This window comes from Nocardia sp. NPDC050713 (genome assembly GCF_040654315.1).
Taxonomy (GTDB): Bacteria; Actinomycetota; Actinomycetes; order Mycobacteriales; family Mycobacteriaceae; genus Nocardia.
On record NZ_JBFAHS010000014.1, the window covers coordinates 1 to 19,520 of the forward strand.

19 protein-coding genes, 1 tRNA gene and 1 pseudogene are annotated in these 19,520 nt (G+C 68.8%); 12 read left to right on the plus strand and 9 right to left on the minus strand.

Features of this window, described 5'->3' with window-relative positions:
- Window positions 1–181: 181 nt before the first annotated feature.
- From AB0H49_RS24225 to AB0H49_RS24240, 4 genes are all read right to left on the minus strand, one after another.
- Window positions 182–253 (minus strand) — tRNA-Val (locus AB0H49_RS24225).
- 32 nt (window positions 254–285) lie between these two features.
- Window positions 286–750 (minus strand): peroxiredoxin, encoded by a 465-nt coding sequence (locus AB0H49_RS24230; protein WP_355000659.1) that lies wholly within the window; start codon window positions 748–750, stop codon window positions 286–288.
- Between the two features lie 73 nt (window positions 751–823).
- Complete coding sequence (locus tag AB0H49_RS24235) at window positions 824–1,246, minus strand: DUF3052 domain-containing protein (protein WP_067786218.1); 423 nt, start codon at window positions 1,244–1,246, stop codon at window positions 824–826.
- Window positions 1,247–1,363: 117 nt separating this feature from the next.
- On the minus strand, window positions 1,364–1,921 hold the full coding sequence (locus AB0H49_RS24240; protein ID WP_355000658.1) for a hypothetical protein: 558 nt from the start codon (window positions 1,919–1,921) through the stop codon (window positions 1,364–1,366).
- Between the two features lie 404 nt (window positions 1,922–2,325).
- Here AB0H49_RS24240 and aceE point away from each other — a divergent pair, with 404 nt between their 5' ends.
- From aceE to AB0H49_RS24280, 8 genes are all read left to right on the plus strand, one after another.
- Window positions 2,326–5,124 (plus strand): pyruvate dehydrogenase (acetyl-transferring), homodimeric type, encoded by a 2,799-nt coding sequence (aceE, locus tag AB0H49_RS24245; protein ID WP_355001138.1) that lies wholly within the window; start codon window positions 2,326–2,328, stop codon window positions 5,122–5,124.
- A gap of 11 nt (window positions 5,125–5,135) precedes the next feature.
- A complete protein-coding gene (locus AB0H49_RS24250; RefSeq protein WP_357254580.1) occupies window positions 5,136–6,470 on the plus strand; it encodes a helix-turn-helix domain-containing protein in 1,335 nt (444 codons plus the stop codon).
- 128 nt (window positions 6,471–6,598) lie between these two features.
- A complete protein-coding gene (locus AB0H49_RS24255) occupies window positions 6,599–7,513 on the plus strand; it encodes an ACP S-malonyltransferase (protein ID WP_355000656.1) in 915 nt (304 codons plus the stop codon).
- A gap of 124 nt (window positions 7,514–7,637) precedes the next feature.
- Window positions 7,638–7,937, plus strand: coding sequence for a meromycolate extension acyl carrier protein AcpM (gene acpM, locus AB0H49_RS24260; RefSeq protein ID WP_014982996.1), 300 nt, complete (start codon window positions 7,638–7,640; stop codon window positions 7,935–7,937).
- A gap of 9 nt (window positions 7,938–7,946) precedes the next feature.
- Window positions 7,947–9,197, plus strand: a complete 1,251-nt coding sequence (locus tag AB0H49_RS24265; protein WP_355000655.1) for a KasA/KasB family beta-ketoacyl-ACP synthase — start codon at window positions 7,947–7,949, stop codon at window positions 9,195–9,197.
- A 123-nt stretch (window positions 9,198–9,320) separates the two neighbouring features.
- Window positions 9,321–10,754: a carboxyl transferase domain-containing protein gene (locus AB0H49_RS24270; protein ID WP_357254583.1), complete on the plus strand. Its 1,434-nt coding sequence runs from the start codon at window positions 9,321–9,323 to the stop codon at window positions 10,752–10,754.
- Between the two features lie 70 nt (window positions 10,755–10,824).
- The gene (locus AB0H49_RS24275) at window positions 10,825–11,055 is read left to right on the plus strand and encodes a hypothetical protein (RefSeq protein WP_357254585.1); all 231 of its coding nucleotides are present in this window, start codon (window positions 10,825–10,827) and stop codon (window positions 11,053–11,055) included.
- A 153-nt stretch (window positions 11,056–11,208) separates the two neighbouring features.
- Window positions 11,209–11,673, plus strand: coding sequence for a helix-turn-helix domain-containing protein (locus AB0H49_RS24280; RefSeq protein WP_355000652.1), 465 nt, complete (start codon window positions 11,209–11,211; stop codon window positions 11,671–11,673).
- Window positions 11,674–11,701: 28 nt separating this feature from the next.
- On the opposite strand, the gene AB0H49_RS24285 is transcribed toward AB0H49_RS24280, so the two are convergent.
- A complete protein-coding gene (locus AB0H49_RS24285) occupies window positions 11,702–12,397 on the minus strand; it encodes a nitroreductase (protein ID WP_355000651.1) in 696 nt (231 codons plus the stop codon).
- A 462-nt stretch (window positions 12,398–12,859) separates the two neighbouring features.
- Between AB0H49_RS24285 and AB0H49_RS24290 the strand changes: the two are divergent.
- Window positions 12,860–13,483: pseudogene (locus AB0H49_RS24290) on the plus strand (N-6 DNA methylase); the annotation flags it as partial.
- A 1,152-nt stretch (window positions 13,484–14,635) separates the two neighbouring features.
- Here AB0H49_RS24290 and AB0H49_RS24295 read toward each other — a convergent pair.
- A complete protein-coding gene (locus AB0H49_RS24295) occupies window positions 14,636–15,253 on the minus strand; it encodes a TetR/AcrR family transcriptional regulator (protein ID WP_355000649.1) in 618 nt (205 codons plus the stop codon).
- Window positions 15,254–15,500: 247 nt separating this feature from the next.
- On the opposite strand from AB0H49_RS24295, the gene AB0H49_RS24300 reads away from it, so the two are divergent.
- A complete protein-coding gene (locus AB0H49_RS24300) occupies window positions 15,501–16,310 on the plus strand; it encodes an SDR family oxidoreductase (RefSeq protein ID WP_355000648.1) in 810 nt (269 codons plus the stop codon).
- 10 nt (window positions 16,311–16,320) lie between these two features.
- Here the strand turns inward: AB0H49_RS24300 and AB0H49_RS24305 are convergent, their stop codons facing one another.
- The 3 genes from AB0H49_RS24305 to AB0H49_RS24315 all read right to left on the minus strand — a co-directional run bounded on the left by AB0H49_RS24305 (window position 16,321) and on the right by AB0H49_RS24315 (window position 18,137).
- Window positions 16,321–16,458, minus strand: coding sequence for a hypothetical protein (locus AB0H49_RS24305; RefSeq protein WP_245910181.1), 138 nt, complete (start codon window positions 16,456–16,458; stop codon window positions 16,321–16,323).
- Between the two features lie 171 nt (window positions 16,459–16,629).
- Entirely contained in the window at window positions 16,630–17,145 is a 516-nt protein-coding gene (locus tag AB0H49_RS24310; protein WP_141812470.1) for a gamma carbonic anhydrase family protein, read from the minus strand.
- The gene (locus AB0H49_RS24315) at window positions 17,142–18,137 is read right to left on the minus strand and encodes a helix-turn-helix domain-containing protein (RefSeq protein WP_355000647.1); all 996 of its coding nucleotides are present in this window, start codon (window positions 18,135–18,137) and stop codon (window positions 17,142–17,144) included. The genes AB0H49_RS24310 and AB0H49_RS24315 overlap by 4 nt, the downstream gene beginning before the upstream one ends.
- A gap of 71 nt (window positions 18,138–18,208) precedes the next feature.
- Here AB0H49_RS24315 and AB0H49_RS24320 point away from each other — a divergent pair, with 71 nt between their 5' ends.
- Both AB0H49_RS24320 and AB0H49_RS24325 read left to right on the plus strand, forming a co-directional pair.
- Window positions 18,209–18,976 (plus strand): MBL fold metallo-hydrolase, encoded by a 768-nt coding sequence (locus AB0H49_RS24320; RefSeq protein WP_357254589.1) that lies wholly within the window; start codon window positions 18,209–18,211, stop codon window positions 18,974–18,976.
- A 301-nt stretch (window positions 18,977–19,277) separates the two neighbouring features.
- A complete protein-coding gene (locus AB0H49_RS24325; protein WP_357254591.1) occupies window positions 19,278–19,415 on the plus strand; it encodes a hypothetical protein in 138 nt (45 codons plus the stop codon).
- The last annotated feature ends 105 nt before the right edge of the window (window positions 19,416–19,520 follow it).

The window sequence follows — 19,520 nt, forward strand, 5'->3', positions numbered from 1 at the left end:
CCGCGGCCGGCGCCGCGGGGGGGAGCCCGGGGCGCCGCGGGGCGGATTGTGGGCTAGCTGGTGGGGGGGGTCGGGGGGCGACGCCGGCGGGGCGGGGCGTGGGGGCTGCGCCCCCACAAAACACGACGGAACGAGAATCGGCCCACGCCCTCCGTGGGCATGGGCCGGGCATCGAGTGAGGTGGGCGCAGAGGGGATCGAACCCCCGACCGCTGGTGTGTAAAACCAGTGCTCTACCGCTGAGCTATACGCCCGTCTCCGTCGGCGGGGGCCGACGGGCAACGGTCTATGAATCTAGCGCGGCGAGCGCTTTCTCCCAAGCCGCCTGGTCACGGGGCTCTCCGGGGCCGTTCATCTCGGAGAAGCGGATGTAGCCCTCGCGGTCGACGACGAAGGTGCCGCGGTTGGGGTAGCCGGACTTCTCGTTGAAGACGCCGTAGGCCTGGGCGATGGCGCCGTGCGGCCAGAAGTCGGAGAGCAGGGGGAAGGTGTAGCCCTGTTCGGCGGCCCAGATCTTGTGGGTGGGCGGCGGGCCGACGGAGATGGCGAGGATCTCGGCGTTGTCGTTCTGGAACTTGGGCAGCTCGTCGCGCACCTTGCACAGCTCGCCCTGGCAGATGCCGGTGAACGCCAGTGGGTAGAAAACGATCAGCACATTCTTCTTGCCGCGGTAGTCCGACAGCGTGACGTGCTGGTTGTTCTGGTCCCGCAGCGTGAAATCCGGCGCGAGGGTGCCCTCCTCGAGCGGCATACGCGAATCCTCCATCGGTTCGGGTTCCCACCGGGCGGCGATAACACCGCCCGGCGAAACCATAGCGAAAGGCTCAGCGCTGCTTCGACGGAGCCTTCGGCTGCACCAAGCGACTGCCGGTCCAACCGCCGAGGCTGATCGCCGAGGTCTGCGTGAGTCCCGCGGTCGGTGCGGCTTCGGCGATCTCGCTCGGGTCGACGTGCCCAGGTTGACCGGTCTTGGGGGTGAGGACCCAGATGAAACCGTCGTCGGCGAGCGGGCTGATGACCTCCATCAGCTCGTCGGCGAGATCGCCGTCGCCCTCGCGCCACCACAGCAGCACGGCGTCGACCACCTCGTCGGAGTCCTCGTCGACCATCTCCCCACCGCTGGCGTCCTCGACATCGGCCCTCAGGTCGTCGTCGGTGTCCTCGTCCCAGCCCAGTTCCTGGACAACCATGCCGTGTGTAATGCCAAGCTTCTGAGCGTAGTTCTGCGCGTCCGCCGCGGCGACCACGGTGGTGTCCTCCTCAACTCCCGACAGTAGATAGTTGCAAGCGAACATGGTTATCGGCTCGAGCGCAAGCCGATCGGCCGAAAATGATCACCGAATGTCGCGTCGGCCGCCGTGTCGTCAGCGTTTCGGGCAGGCGTCGCGGACCGCGTTGCGCGCGTCGTTCACCCGTTTGCTCGCCTCGTTGAGCGGGCCGACCGGCGCGGTGTAGGTCATCGTGCGGGTCTCCGCGGCCAACGCGCGTGCGGCGGCGACGTATTCGTTCAATTTCACGACGAGGTCGTCGGGCAGCGCGCCCGCGGCGGTGTTCACGCCGGTCTCGACCTTCGTCGCGGCGTCCTCGAGGGTTTGCGCGGCCAGATCGCGCTTCGCCGCGTAGTCGGGAGCGTTGGAATCGTGCGCGTCGACGAAGTCGTTGTAGGTCGTCACCCCGACGCCGGTGGTGGTGGGGAACTGCGCGCAGTTGTCGGTGATCGCCTGCGCTTGCGCCGCGGCCCGCCGCGAGGAGGTGGCCGCGGCCGACGAAGCCGCCGCCTCGGTCTTGTACGCGGCTAGGTCCGAAGTGTTCGGATGGGCGGTGCCCGCCACCCGTTCGGCGCAGCCCGCGACCGTCAATCCGGCCGCGACCACGACGGTCGCGCACACCAGTCCGAACCCGCGTGGGTTCAGCAGCTTCATCGTCCTCCCCGCTCTTGTTTCGTCCATCGGCGGTAATCGAAAAACAGGTGGTCAGGCCAGCTGGGCGACGCCAGGTTCCCGGCGCGTACCGGGGCAACTCGGGAGTAACCCATTTCCTGCAAACGGTACTGGATTTCCTGCTGACATGATGACCTGGGACGCATCCTCGGCAAGGATGGAGGGTGCGCCCGAACCTTACGTAACGGGTGGTCCGCACACCAGCGTGCCCGCTCGGGGAAACAGACGCCATCAGCATGTCCACCCCTGTACGAGGAGCAGATTTGACCGACCTGATCGACTCTTCCGTTCCAGCGAAATCCGCTGGAGGAACCAATGCCGCCCCCGCCCCCACCGCGGGCCGCGAATCGAACGGTTCGCAGCCGCAGTCGGGTGGGCGTGTGCGGGTGATCCGCGAAGGGGTGGCGTCCTACCTGCCGGACATCGACCCGGAGGAGACGAGCGAATGGCTCGAATCCTTCGACGAAATGCTCGACCGCGAGGGCCCCGGCCGGGCCCGCTACCTCATGCTGCGCCTGCTGGAGCGCGCCGGTGAGCGCCGGGTCGCGATCCCCTCGCTGACTTCGACCGACTACGTCAACACCATTCCCACCGAGAACGAGCCGTGGTTCCCCGGCGACGAGGAGGTGGAACGGCGCTACCGGGCCTGGATCCGCTGGAACGCGGCGATCATGGTGCACCGCGCGCAGCGGCCCGGTATCGGCGTCGGCGGTCACATCTCGACCTACGCGTCCTCCGCGGCGCTGTACGAGGTCGGCTTCAACCACTTCTTCCGCGGCAAGAACCACTCGGGCGGCGGCGACCAGATCTTCATCCAGGGTCACGCCTCGCCCGGTATCTACGCGCGCGCCTTCCTCGAGGGCAGGCTCAGCACCGACAAGCTCGACGGTTTCCGGCAGGAGTACAGCCACGGCGGCCTCGGCCACGGGCTGCCCTCCTACCCGCACCCCCGGCTGCTGAACAACTTCTGGGAGTTCCCGACGGTGTCCATGGGTCTCGGCCCGATGAACGCCATCTACCAGGCGCGGTTCAACCACTACCTGCACGATCGCGGTATCAAGGACACCTCCGACCAGCACGTCTGGGCGTTCCTCGGCGACGGCGAGATGGACGAGCCGGAGTCGCGCGGCCTCGCGCACGTGGCGGCCATGGAGGGCCTGGACAACCTGACCTTCGTGGTGAACTGCAACCTGCAGCGCCTGGACGGCCCGGTGCGCGGCAACGGCAAGATCATCCAGGAGCTGGAGTCGTTCTTCCGCGGCGCGGGCTGGAACGTCATCAAGGTGATCTGGGGCCGCGAGTGGGACGCGCTGCTCGGCGCCGACCGCGACGGCGCGCTGGTGAACCTGATGAACACCACGCCCGACGGTGATTTCCAGACCTACAAGGCCAACGACGGCGCCTACGTCCGCGACCACTTCTTCGGCCGCGATCCGCGCACCAAGGCGCTCGTGCAGAACATGTCCGACCAGGACATCTGGAACCTCAAGCGCGGCGGCCACGACTACCGCAAGGTGTACGCGGCCTACGCCGCCGCGATGGCGCACAAGGGTCAGCCGACGGTCATCCTGGCCAAGACCATCAAGGGCTACACCCTCGGCAAGCACTTCGAGGGCCGCAACGCCACGCACCAGATGAAGAAGCTGACGTTGCAGGACCTCAAGGACTTCCGCGACCTGCAGCGGATCCCGATCACCGACGCCGAGTTGGAGAAGGATCCGTACCTGCCGCCGTACTACCACCCGGGTATGGAGGCCCGCGAGATCCAGTACATGCTGGATCGGCGCCAAGCGCTCGGCGGGTTCCTGCCCGAGCGGCGCAGTCTGGCAAAGCCGCTGCAACTGCCGGGCGACGAGGCGTACCGTTCGGTGCGCAAGGGCTCCGGCAAGCAGAACGTGGCCACCACGATGGCGCTGGTGCGCCTGATGAAGGAGTTGTTGCGCGACAAGGAGATCGGCAAGCGGATCGTGCCGATCATCCCCGACGAGGCCCGCACCTTCGGTATGGACTCGTGGTTCCCTTCGTTGAAGATCTACAACCGCAACGGCCAGTTGTACACATCGGTCGACGCCGAGTTGATGCTTGCCTACAAAGAGAGCGCGGTCGGGCAGATCCTGCACGAGGGCATCAACGAAGCCGGTTCGACGGCGTCGTTCACCGCGGCGGGCACCTCCTACGCGACTCACGGCGAGCCGATGATCCCGCTGTACATCTTCTACTCGATGTTCGGCTTCCAGCGCACCGGCGACGGACTGTGGGCCGCCGCGGACCAGTTGGCGCGCGGTTTCGTCCTCGGAGCTACCGCCGGGCGTACCACGCTGACCGGTGAGGGCCTGCAGCACAACGACGGCCATTCGCTGCTGCTCGCCTCCACCAATCCCGCTGTGGTGACCTACGATCCGGCCTTCGCCTTCGAGATCGCCCACATCGTGCGCGACGGTCTGCGCCGGATGTACGGCGGTGGCGTCACGCCGCCGCATCAGGCAGCGCTGCCGGGCACCGAGCCCATGGAGCGGCCGGACACCGACACCTTCGGCGGCGAGGACATCTTCTACTACATCACCCTCTACAACGAGCCGTACCAGCAGCCCGCCGAGCCGGACGACCTGGACGTCGCCGGTCTGCTGAAGGGCATCTACCTGTACCGGCGCGGGGGCGAGGGCGACGTGCGCGCCCAGATCCTCGTCTCCGGCGTCACGGTGCCCGACGGCCTCCGGGCACAGGCGCTGCTCGCCGACGAGTGGGGTGTGCAGGCCGATGTCTGGTCGGTGACGTCCTGGGGCGAGTTGCGCAAGGAGGCGCTGGCCAAGGAGATCGCGGCGCTGCGCAAGCCGGGCGAGGATCCCGGCGTCCCGTACGTCACCGAGGCGTTGTCGCGGGTCGAGGGCCCGTACGTCGCGGCGACCGACTGGATGCGCGCCGTGCCCGATCAGGTCCGCAAGTGGGTGCCCGGCGACTTCACCACGCTCGGCACGGACGGTTTCGGCTTCTCCGACACCCGGCCCGCGGCGCGGCGCGTCTTCAACGTGGACGCGCAGTCGATCGCGGTCGCGGCGCTGGAAGGGCTGGCGCGGACGGGCAAGATCGACGCGTCGAAGGCGGTGGAAGCGGCCGCGAAGTACCGCATCGACGACGTGGACGCCGCGCCGAAGGCGGCGGTGAGTTCGGACGAAGATCTCGCATAGCGGAATATTGGATGGTGGAACGTAAACCGCCGCGGCCCCGTCGGATCACCGAAGGCTCCTCCGAGCACGAGGTGTATCTGCCGACCGGCGCGCTCTCCCCGAACCGGCAAAACCGCGATCCGCTCCCGGACACGCTGCTCAAACGGGTGAAGCAGTTCTCGGGACGGCTCTCCACCGAGGCGGTGGGGTCGATGCAGGATCGTTTGCCGTTCTTCGCCGATCTGGACGCGGCGCAGCGCGCGGGCGTGCAGATGCTGGTGCAGACCGCGGTGGTGAACTTCCTGGAGTGGCTGCAGGATCCCGACAGCGACATCCGGTTCAGCCTGGACGCCTTCCAAGTCATTCCGCAGGATCTGGCGCGGCGGCTGACGCTGCGCCAGACCGTCGACATGGTCCGCGTGGCCATGGAGTTCTTCGAACAGTGGCTGCCCGCGCTCGCGCGCAACGACCGGCAGCTGGTGGCGCTCACCGAGGCGGTGCTGCGATACGGGCGCGAGCTCGGTTTCGCGGCCGCCTCGGTGTACGCCAGCGCCGCGGAATCGCGCGGCGCGTGGGACACCCGCCTCGAGGCGCTCGTGGTGGACGCGGTGGTGCGCGGCGACACCGGCCCCGACATGCTCTCCAGGGCGGCAACGCTGAACTGGGACGCCACCGCGCCCGCCACCGTCCTCGTCGGCACGCCGCCGGGGGAGCAGGGCGTCTCCTCCGTCGGCTCGGTGCACGCCATCGCGGCCAGGCACGGGCGCGCGGCGCTCGCGGTCGTGCAGGGCACCCGCTTGGTCATGGTGGTGAGCGGACATCTCGGCGACGCGGGGTACGTCTCACCGTTCCTCGCCGACCTGCTCGCCGAGGTGTTCTCCGATGGTCCGGTGGTCATCGGGCCGACCACCCGAACTCTCGGCGCGGCGCACGCGAGCGCCGTGGAGGCGTTGGCGGGTATGGAGGCCGTGGTGGGCTGGCGCGGGGCGCCGCGGCCGGTGCACGCGGCCGAGTTGCTACCTGAACGCGCTTTGTTGGGTGATCGAGGTGCGGTCGACGCGCTGAACGAGTATCTTGTCCTCCCGTTGGCCGCAGCTGGATCGGCGCTTGCGGATACCCTCGATGCCTATCTGGATTGCGGGGGAGCCGTAGAGACGTGCGCCCGTCAGCTGTACGTCCATCCAAATACCGTTCGCTACCGACTCAAACGGATCGCCGAGATAACGGGCCGGGATCCGATGAATCCGCGGGACGCCTACGTACTCCGGATCGCGGCAACGGTGGGTCGTTTGACACGAACGCGTAACGAATCGTCGACTCCAGGCACAGAGGTAACTCCGATCTCGATCGGTCACGACGGCCTGTAACGCCGAAGGGGAGTCTGTCGATCGGGCCGACTCACGTGGGATTTTGTGGGACCCCCACAAAACCCATCGGAAAGCTTCATTCGCGCCGACATCTCGTGCGGCGGGGCTCACAGTGTTTTCTTAGAGGCGTGATCGCGTTGTTCGCCCCTGGACAGGGGTCCCAGACACCCGGCATGCTCGCGCCTTGGCTCGACCTTCCCGGCGCGAATGATCGCCTCGCCTTGTGGTCCAAGGCCGCCGGCCTCGACTTGGTTCGTCTCGGCACCACCGCGACGGCCGAGGAGATCGTCGACACCGCCGTGACCCAGCCGCTGGTCGTCGCGGCCGCGCTGCTGGCGTACGCCGAGATCGATCAGGATTCGCTTCCGGCCGCTACGATCGTCGCGGGACATTCGGTCGGCGAGTTCGCCGCCGCCGCCGTCGCCGGAGTGATCAGCTCCGACGAGGCGGTCACCCTGGCCGCCATCCGCGGTGCGGAGATGGCCAAGGCGTGCGCGCTGGAACCGACCGGGATGTCCGCGGTGCTGGGCGGCGACGAAGCCGCTGTCCTCGCGCGGCTCGCGGAACTGGACCTCGTTCCGGCCAACCGCAACGCGGTGGGCCAGATCGTGGCCGCGGGCAAGTTGGACGCCCTCGCGGAACTCGCCGCGAATCCGCCGGAAAAGGCGCGGATTCGGGCGCTGCCCGTGGCGGGCGCCTTCCACACCGCGTTCATGGCCCCGGCCCAGGACGCGGTGGCGGAGGCCATCGCCAAGATCACGCCCAAGGACCCGACCCGGGTGCTGCTGTCGAACTTCGACGGGCAACCGGTGGCCTCGGGCAAGGACGCGATCGAAAAGCTCGCCGCACAGGTCACCCGACCCGTGCGCTGGGATCTGTGCACCGAGACCGTCCGACAGGCCGGTGTCTCGGCGGTGGCGGAGCTGCCACCGGCCGGAACGCTGGTCGGCATCGCGAAACGAGAGCTGAAGGGCACGCCGAACCTGGCGCTGAAAACCCCCGAGGACCTCCCCGCGTTGGCCGAACTGTCGACCTCCGGCTAGCTTTCCTCCGCGACCGCGCATCGAAAAAATGCGAGGTCGTGACCGAACCGACGGTAACCCCCGGCGGCCTCGGCCCGAAAAACACAGAAGAAGCCCTACAAAGTAACAAGAAGGGAGCCACCAAGTGGCCGCTCTGACCCAGGAACAAATCGTCGAGGAACTCGGCAAGATCATCGAAGAGGTCACGGGCATCGAGCCCTCCGAGGTGACGATCGAGAAGTCCTTCGTCGATGACCTGGACATCGACTCGCTGTCCATGGTCGAAATCGCTGTGCAGACCGAGGACAAGTACGGTGTGAAGATCCCGGACGAGGATCTGGCCAGCTTGAAGACGGTCGGCGACGCTGTCGCCTACATCCAGAAGCTCGAGGCCGAGAACGCTGACGCGGCCGCGGAGCTCAAGGCCAAGTTCGACGCCGAGTAGGGCCGAAAAGTGACCACTCCTTCCACCTTGAACGGGAATTTCCCCAACGTCGTCGTAACGAGCCTGGCGGCGACCACGTCGATCGCGGGCGACGTCGATGCGACGTGGAAGGGACTCCTCAACGGCGAGAGCGGCATCGACGTTCTCGAGGATTCCTTCGTCGAGGAATACGACCTGCCGGTCCGCATCGGCGGCCACCTGAAGGTCAACCCCGACACCCTGCTGAGCAGGGTCGAGATCCGTCGCATGGCCTATGTCGAGCGACTCGCGACCGTCCTCGGCCGCGAGGTGTGGAAGAACGCCGGCAGCCCGGAGGTCGACCCCGACCGTCTGGGCGTGGCGATCGGCACCGGTCTCGGCGGCGGCGACGCGCTGATCGACTCGGTCGACAAGCTGAAGAACGGCGGCTACCGCAAGATCTCGCCGCTCGCTGTTCAGATGGTCATGCCGAACGGCCCGTCGGCCTGCGTCGGACTCGAGCTGAAGGCCCGGGCAGGAGTGGTCACTCCGGTCTCGGCGTGCTCGTCCGGATCGGAAGCCATCGCCAACGCGTGGCGGATGATCGTGATGGGTGACGCCGACATGGTCGTCACCGGCGGCGTCGAGGGCTTCATCGACTCGGTGCCGATCGCGGCGTTCTCCATGATGCGCGCGATGAGCACGCGCAACGACGACCCCAAGGGTGCGTCGCGTCCGTTCGACAAGGACCGCGACGGCTTCGTCTTCGGCGAGGCCGGTGCGCTGATGACCCTCGAGACCGAGGAGCACGCCAAGGCGCGCGGTGCCACCATCCACGCCCGTCTGCTCGGCGCAGGCATCACTTCGGACGGCTTCCACCTGGTCGCCCCGGATCCCGAAGGCACTGGCGCCGCTCGCGCGATGACCCGCGCGATGCAGACCGCGGGCCTGTCCAAGCAGGACATCACTCACATCAACGCGCACGCCACCGCGACGCCGATCGGCGACACCGCGGAGTCGAACGCGATCAACAAGGCCGTCGGCAACCACCCCTCGGTGTACGCGCCCAAGTCGGCGCTGGGCCACTCGATCGGCGCCGTCGGCGCGCTCGAGTCCGTGCTCACCGTGCTCAGCATCCGGGACGGCATCGTCCCGCCGACGCTGAATCTGGAGAACCAGGACCCGGAGATCGACCTCGACGTGGTGAAGGGCGAAGCCCGCCGCCAGGAGATCGAGTACGCGATCAACAACTCCTTCGGTTTCGGTGGGCACAATGTCGCGCTCGCCTTCGGTCGCGCATAGCCGCACGACTGACTGCAACAACGATCCCCGGTGGGGTCGGCCAACAGAACTGGCCCGACCCCACCGGTGGTTCGACATACGCAGCCGCAGTAGCGGCACTCTCGTGACAGAGGAGAAAACGCGATGACAATTGTGGCTCCCGCGTTTCAACCAGAAACCGCGACCGATCCGCGTGACCCGCTGGGCCGGCTCCAGCGTTTCTTCGATCCCGGCACCGTTCTTCCGCTGCACCCGCGCGACAAGTCCGGCGTCCTCGCCGCGATCGGCGAGGTGGACGGCGTCCGCACCGTGGCCTACTGCTCCGACGCGACCGTCATGGGCGGCGCGATGGGCGTCGAGGGCTGCAAGCACATCGTCGACGCGATCGACACCGCCATCGATTCCGGCGTTCCCGTCGTAGGCCTCTGGCACTCCGGTGGCGCCCGCCTCGCCGAGGGCGTCGAGGCCCTGCACGCGGTCGGCCTGGTCTTCGAGGCCATGGTTCGCGCGTCCGGTCTCGTCCCGCAGATTTCCGTGGTGCTCGGCTTCGCCGCCGGTGGCGCCGCCTACGGTCCCGCCCTCACCGACATCGTGATCATGGCCCCCGAGGGCCGGGTCTTCGTCACCGGCCCCGACGTGGTGCGCAGTGTGACCGGCGAGCAGGTCGACATGGCGACCCTCGGCGGTCCCGAGACGCACGGCAAGAAGTCCGGCGTGTGCCACATCGTCGCCGACGACGAGGCCGACGCTATGCACCGCGCCCGCCGCCTGGTGTCGATGTTCGCCGAGCAGGGCGAATTCGACCTGAACGCCGCCGCGCACGGCGACGTCGACCTGAAGGCGATGCTGCCGGAATCGGCCAAGCGCGCCTACGACGTCAAGCCGCTCGTGCACGAGCTGCTCGACAACGTCGACGGCGAGTCCACGTTCGAGGAACTGCAGGCCGGATACGCCCGCAGCATGGTGGTCGGCCTGGGCCGTCTCGGCGGACGCACCGTCGGCGTGCTCGCCAACAACCCGCTGCGCCTCGGCGGCTGCCTGAACTCCGAGAGCGCCGAGAAGGCGGCTCGGTTCGTGCGGCTGTGCGACGCGTTCGGCATCCCGCTGATCGTGGTCACCGACGTGCCCGGCTACCTGCCCGGTGTCGGCCAGGAGTGGGAGGGCGTGGTGCGCCGCGGCGCGAAGCTGCTGCACGCCTTCGCCGAGGCCCGCGTCCCGCGCGTCACCCTGGTGACCCGCAAGATCTACGGCGGCGCCTACATCGCCATGAACGCCCGCTCGCTGGGCGCGACCGCGGTGTACGCCTGGCCGGGATCCGAGGTGGCCGTGATGGGCGCCAAGGCCGCCGTCGGCATCCTGCACAAGAAGGCACTGGCCGCCGCTCCCGAGGAGGAGCGCGAGGCGCTGCACGACCGGCTCACCGCCGAGCACGAGAAGATCGCGGGCGGCGTCGAGCGCGCCATCGCGATCGGGGTGGTGGACGAGGTCATCGACCCGGCCAAGACCCGCAGTGTCATCGCCGCCGCGCTGGCCGCCGCGCCCGCGCGCAAGAGTCACCACAAGAACATCCCGCTGTGATGTGAGGACTCCGCTCGGGCCCCGGGAAATATCCCGGGGCCCAAGCTTTTTCGCCCGAAGGAGAAGCGTCGTGCCGGAACGCTACGAGGTCGGCAAGGTGCACAGCTGCGAATTCTGCGGCACCGAGGAGCAGACGATCGGTTCTCGCGCCGCCCTCGCGGACGCGCAGTCGCTCGCCGAACAGGACGCGCATCGGCCGCTGGAATGGCAGCGCGTGCTGGCGGCGGAGCCGTGGCCGTTGCGTGCCGATCCGGAGGACGGGCACTTCGAGTACGTCATCCACCGGCGCGCGGACGCCTGACTCGAGGGCGTACCTTCGTATTCGCTGTGGCTATGAGCGGTTCGATGACGGACCGCGTCCGACGGCGCCTACCGGGTGTGCCCCGCATTCGCTGCGGCTATGCGCGGTCCGCGTCCGACCGCGCCCCCTGGCGGGGCTGGGTAGCATCGAGGGATGCGTTACGAGGATCTTGCCGACGAGCCGTGTTCGATAACGCGGCCGCTGGTGGTTCTCGGTGACCGGTGGACGCTGGTCATCCTCAAGTACGCGTTCTCCGGGATTCGCCGGTTCAACGCCTTTCAGAGCGCGCTCGGCATTTCCCGCAGCAGGTTGCAGGATCGGCTGGACCGCTTGATCGAGCACGACATTCTGGTGAAGCGACCGGCCGCGGTCGGCGCGCACGAGGAGTATCGGCTCACCAAGAAGGGCCACGACATCTACCCGATCCTGATGGCGATCCGGGATTGGGGCGACGCCTACATGGCGCCGGACGGGCCGCCGGTGCACTACCGGCACCGCGACTGCACCGGCGAGGCGCACGCGCGGCTCGAATGCGACGCCTGCGGAAGCGAAATCACCGCCCGCGAAGTCAGCCCCGAGCCGGGGCCGGGGCTGACCGAGAATCGCCGGGTCGGCTGATCCGCTCTTGCTGGAAGCGGTGGTTCGCTCAGTCGGTGAACCAGGTCGCGACCTGATCGGTTTCTTCGCGGCGGGTGCGGAAACCGTTCACGGGATGGTCGCTGTCGGGATAGCCGAACGAGATGGCGGCGACGATTCTCCGGTTCTCGGAGAACTCGAAATACTCACGGAGAAAAGGGGAGTACGAGGCTAGGGCCGCCTGCGGTGCGGCGCCGAGACCGAGGCTCTGGGCCGCGAGCAGGAAAGTGCCGATGTAGAGGCCGCAGTCCACGGCGCCGTAGACGCCGAGATCGGCCTCGGTGCTGACGATCGCGACATGCGGGGCGTCGAACAGTTCGAAGTTCCGCATCGCCTGCCGCATGGTGCCCGCCTGATCGCCCTTGACGATTCCGACGCTCTCGTACAGTTGCAGGCCGCATTCGCGCCTGCGGTCGCGGTAGACGCCGGTGTATTGCGCGGGAAACGCGAAATCCGGTGCGGGGGCGGAACTTTGGACGTGTTCCAGCAACTCCTTGCGGAATCGGTCGGTGGCGGCGCCTTCGGTGACCGCGACCTGCCACGGTTGGGTGTTGCACCAGGAGGGGGTGCGCTGGGCCACGCGCAGCAGGGACTCGATGGTTTCGCGCGGCACCTGGTCGGGCAGGAACTGTCGGCAGGTCCATCGGTCGTCGAGGATTCGGGCGAGGGACTCGAACGCGTCGGTGGGCGCAGTGGTCGGGCTCATGGACCCGCCTCCTTTGTTTTGGTTCTATTTCGAGACTGAATGCTAGCGGGTGTGGTCTCGTTTTGGAACCAGGACGGGGGTGGGGTTCGTTGGCGGCCTCATCTCTCGCGATTGCCCGAGTTCTTCCTCGGGGTGTTGGCTGCGCGGCTGGTGCTCGACGGCACGTGGCGCAACACGAGGCTGACTCCGCTGCTCGCGCTAGCGGTGGCCTATGTGGCGACCTGGGGATGGTGCTGGTGACGAGGCTGCTCATCGGCGGACGCCAGTTCGGGCCGATCGGCTGGGTCGGGTTCGCCGCGCTGTGCCTGGTGCTCTCGACCGCGGCCGCGGCGGCGATCTACCACTGGGTGGACGCGCCGCTGATGCGCAGGTTCGCCGGACGACGCCCGGCCGCGGGCGACGCGCGCGCCGGTTCCCGGCATCAGCACTCCCGCGGCCCCCTGACGAGGCACAATCCCACCCATGGGTTCGCACACCCGCACGGCGCGGGAGCGCAAACGGCATGGGCGGCACTACACCCCGCCCACGCTGGCGCTTTTCCTGGCGCGGCGGTTGCTCGCACACGTGCCGCATCCCGGCCACGGTGGCGAGCTGCGCGTGCTGGACCCGGCATGCGGTGACGGGGAACTCCTGCTGGCCGTGCACCGGGAAGCCGCCGCCCGCCTGCCCGGCGTCCGTCTCCGGCTGACCGGGTACGACCTGGACGAATCCGGCCTCGCCGTCGCGCGGGCGCGGGCAACCGCGGAGGACGTCGAGGTCGACTGGCACGCGGGCGACTTCCTCGCCGACGCCGCACGCCTGGACGACGCCGCGTTCGACGCGATCATCACCAACCCGCCCTACGTGCGCACCCAGCAGCTCGGCGGCGCCACCGCTCAGTTGCTCAGCAGGCAGTACGGGCTGCGCGGCCGGATCGACCTCACCCATCCTTTCGTCGCCGTCGCGCCGCGCTTGCTCACACCGGGTGGCGTGCTGGCGCTGTTGTGCGCCAACCGTTTTCTCACGACCAAGGCGGGTGCGAACATTCGCGCCGTCCTGCTGGCCGAACTGACTCCGGTCGAGCTCTACGACCTCGGCGACACCAAGCTTTTCACGGCCGCGGTGCTGCCCGCCGTCACCATCGCCACCCGCGGCGGGAGCGGCGCGGTGTGTCGCCACGTCTCGGCGTATGAGGTGTCTTTCAGCGAAACACTCGGCTCGATGGAGCTTTTCGATGCGCTGACAGCGGAGTCCGGTTCCCTCGTCCGGCACAATGGGCGGACCTTCGCGGTGGAGGTCGGCACCCTGTCGACCGGCACGCCGACAGGACCCGCCGCACAAACCGCTGCCGACTCCGCGGCTCGCCCGAGTGGCGGGGGAGATACGCCTGATGTGTCCGTCGACAGCCCAGCGCATGGCCGAAGCGAGCGCGGAGGTTCGCACACCGCGTGGCGAATGTCGCGGCCGAGCGTGGACTCCTGGCTCGCCCGCGTCGGCGCGGGCACCTGGCGGAGCTTCGGTGAGGTGGCCCGTATTCGCGTCGGCATCAAGACGACCGCGGACCGGGTGTTCATCTCCGATCGCTGGGCCCAGGTGCGCCCGCGACCGGAGGCCGAGTTGCTGTTGGAGCTGATCACCCACCACGATCTGGCGCCGTGGCGGATCGAGCGGGCCGCCGACACCCGCGTGCTCTACCCCTACGACACCGCCGCCCCGCGTCGTGTCCCCGTGGACCTGCGCGAATTCCCGGGCGCGGCAGCGTATTTGCGGAGCCACGAGCCCACGCTGGCCGCACGCAAATACCTCACCGACAGCGGCCGCGAGTGGTTCGAGATCTGGGTGCCGCAGCGGCCCAACCTGTGGCGGGTGCCGAAACTGGTGTTCCCCGATATCAGCGAACGGCCGCGTTTCGCGCTGGACCGGTCCGGTGCGGTGGTGAACGGGGACTGCTACTGGATCTCGCTCGAGGACCTCGGCGTCGCCGAGCGGGCCGAGCGGCTGGCGTATCTCCTGATGGGCGTGGCCAATTCGGCGCTCGGGTTGCGCTACTACGACGCCGTGTGCGGTAACCGCCTGTACTCGGGACGGCGACGGTGGATCACCCAGTACGTGTCCCGGCTGCCGCTGCCCGATCCGGATCTGGCGGCGTCCCGGGAGATCGCGACGCTGGTCGCCGAACTCGTGGACGGCGACCGCGCACCCGACGACGCCGCGCGGCACTGGCTCGACGAGCTGGTGAACGCGGCGTTCGGGTTGAGCTCAGGCGGACGTGCGGACGCCGACCATGGGCAGCAGAGTGCGCCGGGCGAACGCGCGACCGGCCTCCGCGTCGCCGAGTGGGATGAGCCCGTCGGGGGTGAGCGCCAGCGAGAGCGCCAAGCGGGCCATGATCTCGGCGACCAGATCGGCGTCGAAGTCGGCGTCCCCGGCGCGTAACTCGCGCAGCTTCTCCGCCAAGTAGCCACGACCGACGGCCAGGATCGGACCGCCCTCGGTGGTGAGTCGCGGCAGGATGAGATCCGGCTCGGTGCGCAGCAGCCTGCGCAGCAGTTCGTTGCCCGCGATCGCCGTGATGAAGGCGACGAAGATCTCCACCAGCTGGTTCTCGGTGCCCTCGACGGTGCGTACCCGCTTGTCGATCTCGGCGACGAAACGCTGCGCCTCCCGCACGCTCACCGCCTCCACCAGGTCGTTCTTCGATTCGTACCGCCGGTAGAGGGTCGCGGGGCTGATACCCGCCCGGCGCGCGATCTCGCCCATGCTGGTGCGCTTGATCCCGAAGTCCAGGAACGCCGAGAGCGCGCTCTCCAGGAGTTTCTCGCCGTCGGTGACGGGCTTGTCGAGGATGCGCTGGAGCATGGACGGAACGGTGGGCATCGATTCTCCAGTCGTTCGCGCGGAAACCGGTGCGCTACGGCGCCGCGACGGTGCGGGTGATGGACGTTCATTATTTCACCAGCGCGCGGGGTCGGGGTCGGAGATGGTCTCGAAGGTATGGGACCGGGCGGTATGGAAGTTCTCGAACCGCGGCGCGGATCCGGTAATCGATCTTTCCCGAGCCCCTTCCTTCTGGATAACCTGGTCGCGTGCCCGATTCGGGTATTGGGGTGAAAGGGGTTGCACCGTGGGGTATTTCGCCGACAAGGTGGTGGTCGTCACTGGCGCCGGTTCGGGGATCGGGCGGGAGTTGGCGCTCGGGCTGGCGCACCGGGGTGCGCGCCTCGCGCTGTCCGACAAGTCCGATCACGCCGTCGCGACGACTGGGAAGCTTTGCGCCGCAGTCGGTTTCACCCCCACCGTGACCGTCCTCGATGTCACCGACCGGGACGCGGTGCTGGCCTACGCCGAAGGGACCGCCGCGCACTACGGGCGGGTGGAGGCGCTGTTCAACAACGCCGGGATCCTGCACGTCGGCGGGGTCGCGGAATCCCCGTTCGCGCATTTCGAGCAGGTGATGGACGTCGACTTCTGGGGAGTGGTCAACGGCACCAAGGCGTTTCTGCCCTATCTCCAGGCGGCCGAGCGCGCCAACGTCGTCAATGTGTCGTCGGCGTTCGGTCTGGTCGCGGTGGCGGGGCACGGACCGTACAACTCGGCCAAGTTCGCGGTGCGCGGGTTCACCGAATCGCTGCGCCAGGACATGCGCGCCGCGGGCGGGCGGGTGCGGGTGACCGGCGTCTATCCCGGCGGCGTCCTCACCACCATCGCGCGCACGGCGCAGTTCGCGCCGGGCATCGACGGGGCCGCGGTGGCCAGGCGGTTCGAGGACGAAGTCGCGCGAACAAGCCCCGAGGCCGCCGCCCGCACCATCCTGCGCGGCGCTGCGCGCGGGCACGCGAAGGTGCTCGTCGGACTCGACGCGCTATTGGCCGACCTGGTCACCCGGTACGCCGGGTCCTGTCACGAACGGGTGCTCGACTTGGTCTTCCGTTGAAGTCGCGGGGTCACTGCCGGGGCAGATCCAAATCCGCCATTTCCTTCTCGATCGCGTTCGCGGCGAAATCCACCCCGCGGGAACGCAATTCGTGGACGCGACGATGAAGCGCCTCGATCCCGCCCGGTTGGGCCGCGATGTCGGCCACGCTGATCCGCCCCTTCGGCCGGTGCATACTCGAGTACGACACCGTGATACCTCCTGCCTGTCACGCATCACGCTCGCCGTGCCGACGGTCTCGTCGAGCCGCCGCACGCCGAGCATGCAGGCAAAATGCTATCAGCCGTTCTTGCTGGACACTTGATCAGTGTGTGCTGTATCACAGCACTTTCGCGCTGCGGTGGTTGGCCATGTTGTGTAGGTAGACCGCGCCGTTGAGCCGGATGCCGTCCTGCTCCGCCTCGCTCAGTTCGCGGCGCACCTTGCCGGGCACACCGGCCACGAGCGAGCCGGGCGGGATCTGCGCGCCCTCGGGAATCAGCGCGTTGGCGGCGATCAAGCTGCCCGCGCCGATCACCGCGCCGTTGAGCACCGTGGCGCCCATGCCGACGAGCACGTCGTCGCCGACGGTGCATCCGTGCAGAATCGCGTTGTGTCCCACCGACACTCCGCTGCCGACGGTCAGCGGGAAACCGGGGTCGGCGTGCAGCACGCAGCCGTCCTGGATGTTGGTGCGCGCGCCGACGGTGATTTGTTCCAAGTCGCCGCGCAGCACCGCGCTGTACCACACGCTCACCTCGGCGCCGAGTCGCACGCGCCCGATCACCGTGGCGTTGGGGGCGAGCCAGGCGCTCTCATCGATCTCCGGCGCGAAACCGCCGACCTCAATCCTCATGCTGGCAACGTAGCCGCGCGACGCCCACCGTCGCGCACGGGGGCGTCGGCCGCGGCGCGGAAGAGGGCGCGGTGTGCGGCGGGACTGGCGCCGAGCAGGCGGCGGAAGTGGTGGCGCAGGCTCACCGCGGTCCCGAAGCCGGTCTCGGCGGCGATGCGGTCCACGGTGTCGTCGGTGGACTCGAGGAGCAGCCGGGCGCGGTCGGCGCGCTGGTGCAGCAACCACTGCTGCGGGCTGCTTCCGGTGCGTTCGCGGAAACGCCGGGTGAAGGTCCGCCGCGCCATCACCGCGACCGCTGCCCACGCGTCCAGATCGATCGGGTCGCCGAGATGCGTTCGCGCCCAGACCATGGCGCGCTCGATCGGATCGTTCTCGGCTTGGTCGGGTACGGCCACCGGGATGTACTGCGCTTGTGATCCGCTGCGGTGCGGCGCGGTGACCAGCGCCCTGGCCAGCTCGGTGGCGGCGCGGCTGCCGTGATCCTCCCGGACCAGGTGCAGGCAGCAGTCCAGTGCCGCGGCCACGCCCGCGGAGGTGATGACGTCGCCCAGATCGGACCACAGCGTGTCGGCGCGCACCCGCACCGCGGGATAGGCGCGTGCCAGGTCGGCGGCCGTGGCCCAGTGCGTGGTGATTTCCCGGCCGTCGACGAGACCGCTCGCGGCGATCGCCCAGGCGCCGAGGCACAGGCCGACGATCCGGGCACCGCGCGCGTGCGCCTGCTGTAGCGCGTCCCGCAGGTCCTCGGAGATGCCCGCGCCGCGCGTCCAACTGGGCACGACGACGGTGTCGGCGCGCTCGAAGGCGGCGAGGCCGTCGGCGACGTGGATGTCGAAACCGCCTGGAGTGCGCAGGATTCCGGGATGTTCGGCGCAGACCCCCACCGTGTACGGCGCCCGTCCGCCCGCGCCGACCCGGCCGAAGACCAGACCGGGTACGGAGAGGTGGAAGGGACTGATCCCGTCGTAGGCGAGCACGGTCACCGTATGCATGGCCCGATATTAGCGGTACACGGCTCGCGGGCCACTGTTTGCGCGATCGTCCGGCGGCGACGATCGACGTCATGACCGAAACGATCGAACGCACCGCCCTGGAAGTCCTGCACATCGGCGGCCCGACCATCCGCTTCCGCTACGGCGGTAGCGTCTGGCTGACCGATCCCACCTTCGACGAACCCGGCGACTACCCGGGCCTGGTCACCCTGCACAAGCTGACCGGCCCCGCCGTGCCGGTCGAGGAGGTCGGCCCGGTCGACGTCGTGCTGCTCTCGCACGATCAGCACGCCGACAACCTGGACACCGCGGGGCGTGCCTTCCTGGCCACCGTCGACACGGTGCTCTCCACCACCGAAGCGGCCACCCGAATGAATGGCGTCCGGGGCCTGCGCAATTGGGAGAGCTTCCGGGTCGGCGCGGTTACCGTCACCGGCGTGCCCGCGCTGCACGGGCCGGAAGGATGCGAGCCGCTGAGCGGGCCGGTCACCGGTTTCGTGCTGGAGGCCGCGGGGGAACCGACCATCTACGTATCCGGCGACAACGCGTCGGTGGACGTGGTCGCCGAGATCGCGCAGCGGTTCCCGCGGATCGACATCGCGTTGCTGAACGTCGGGGCGGCGAACGTCGGACGGTTCGGCGACAGCGACCTGACCCTGAACGCGCGGACCGCGGTGCGGGCGGCGAAGTTGCTCGGCGAAGCGGTGATCGTTCCGGTGCACGCGGAAGGGTGGGCGCACTTCACGGAAACGCTCGACTACCTGGCGCGAGTTTTCGGGTACGCGGGTCTGGCCGATCGGTTGCGCGTTCCGGTCACCGGGGAGGTCATCAGCGTCTGAAGTGGATCGTCCTCGGGCAGCATCCCGTCCACGTCGACGGCCGCGGTCGATCCGAATCCCGGTGGTGGCGGATGTGTCGGGTTCCCGGCCGGTTGCCCGCCGGTCGATCCGACCACGCCGCCGGTCCCGACGGTCCCCGTCGATCCCAACTCCGGTGGCGGCGGATGTGTTGGGTTCCGGGCCGGGTGCCCGCCGGTCGATCCGACCACGCCGCCGGTCCCGACGGTCCCCGTCGATCCCAACTCCGGTGGCGGCGGTTGCGGCGGGTTCCGGGCCGGTTGCCCGCCGATCCGATCCGCCCGTGCCGTCGCCGCCATCGGTGCCGACCGTGCCCTCCGTGCCGACCGCGCCGGTCGATCCGTACCCCGGTGGTGGCGGTGTGTGCGTCGGCATTCCGGTCTGCCCGGCCGCGCTGCCTGCCGTCCCGGCGATCCGCTGACCCCTCCTTCGGTAGCGGGAGCCGTGGCCGCCCGTTGATCGGACGGCGAACAATTTTCGGCCGTGGGGTCGCGATGGCGTGCGGAGCCGCGGTTCCGGGCGTGTC

Bases quoted from the DNA above. Each gene is read 5' to 3' on its own strand.
- AB0H49_RS24230 (WP_355000659.1), bottom strand. From the start codon at position 750: ATGCCGCTCGAGGAGGGCACCCTCGCGCCGGATTTCACGCTGCGGGAC.
- AB0H49_RS24240 (WP_355000658.1), bottom strand. From the start codon at position 1,921: ATGAAGCTGCTGAACCCACGCGGGTTCGGACTGGTGTGCGCGACCGTC.
- AB0H49_RS24250 (WP_357254580.1), top strand. From the start codon at position 5,136: ATGGTGGAACGTAAACCGCCGCGGCCCCGTCGGATCACCGAAGGCTCC.
- AB0H49_RS24270 (WP_357254583.1), top strand. From the start codon at position 9,321: ATGACAATTGTGGCTCCCGCGTTTCAACCAGAAACCGCGACCGATCCG.
- AB0H49_RS24280 (WP_355000652.1), top strand. From the start codon at position 11,209: ATGCGTTACGAGGATCTTGCCGACGAGCCGTGTTCGATAACGCGGCCG.
- AB0H49_RS24285 (WP_355000651.1), bottom strand. From the start codon at position 12,397: ATGAGCCCGACCACTGCGCCCACCGACGCGTTCGAGTCCCTCGCCCGA.
- AB0H49_RS24295 (WP_355000649.1), bottom strand. From the start codon at position 15,253: ATGCCCACCGTTCCGTCCATGCTCCAGCGCATCCTCGACAAGCCCGTC.
- AB0H49_RS24310 (WP_141812470.1), bottom strand. From the start codon at position 17,145: ATGAGGATTGAGGTCGGCGGTTTCGCGCCGGAGATCGATGAGAGCGCC.
- AB0H49_RS24315 (WP_355000647.1), bottom strand. From the start codon at position 18,137: ATGCATACGGTGACCGTGCTCGCCTACGACGGGATCAGTCCCTTCCAC.
- AB0H49_RS24320 (WP_357254589.1), top strand. From the start codon at position 18,209: ATGACCGAAACGATCGAACGCACCGCCCTGGAAGTCCTGCACATCGGC.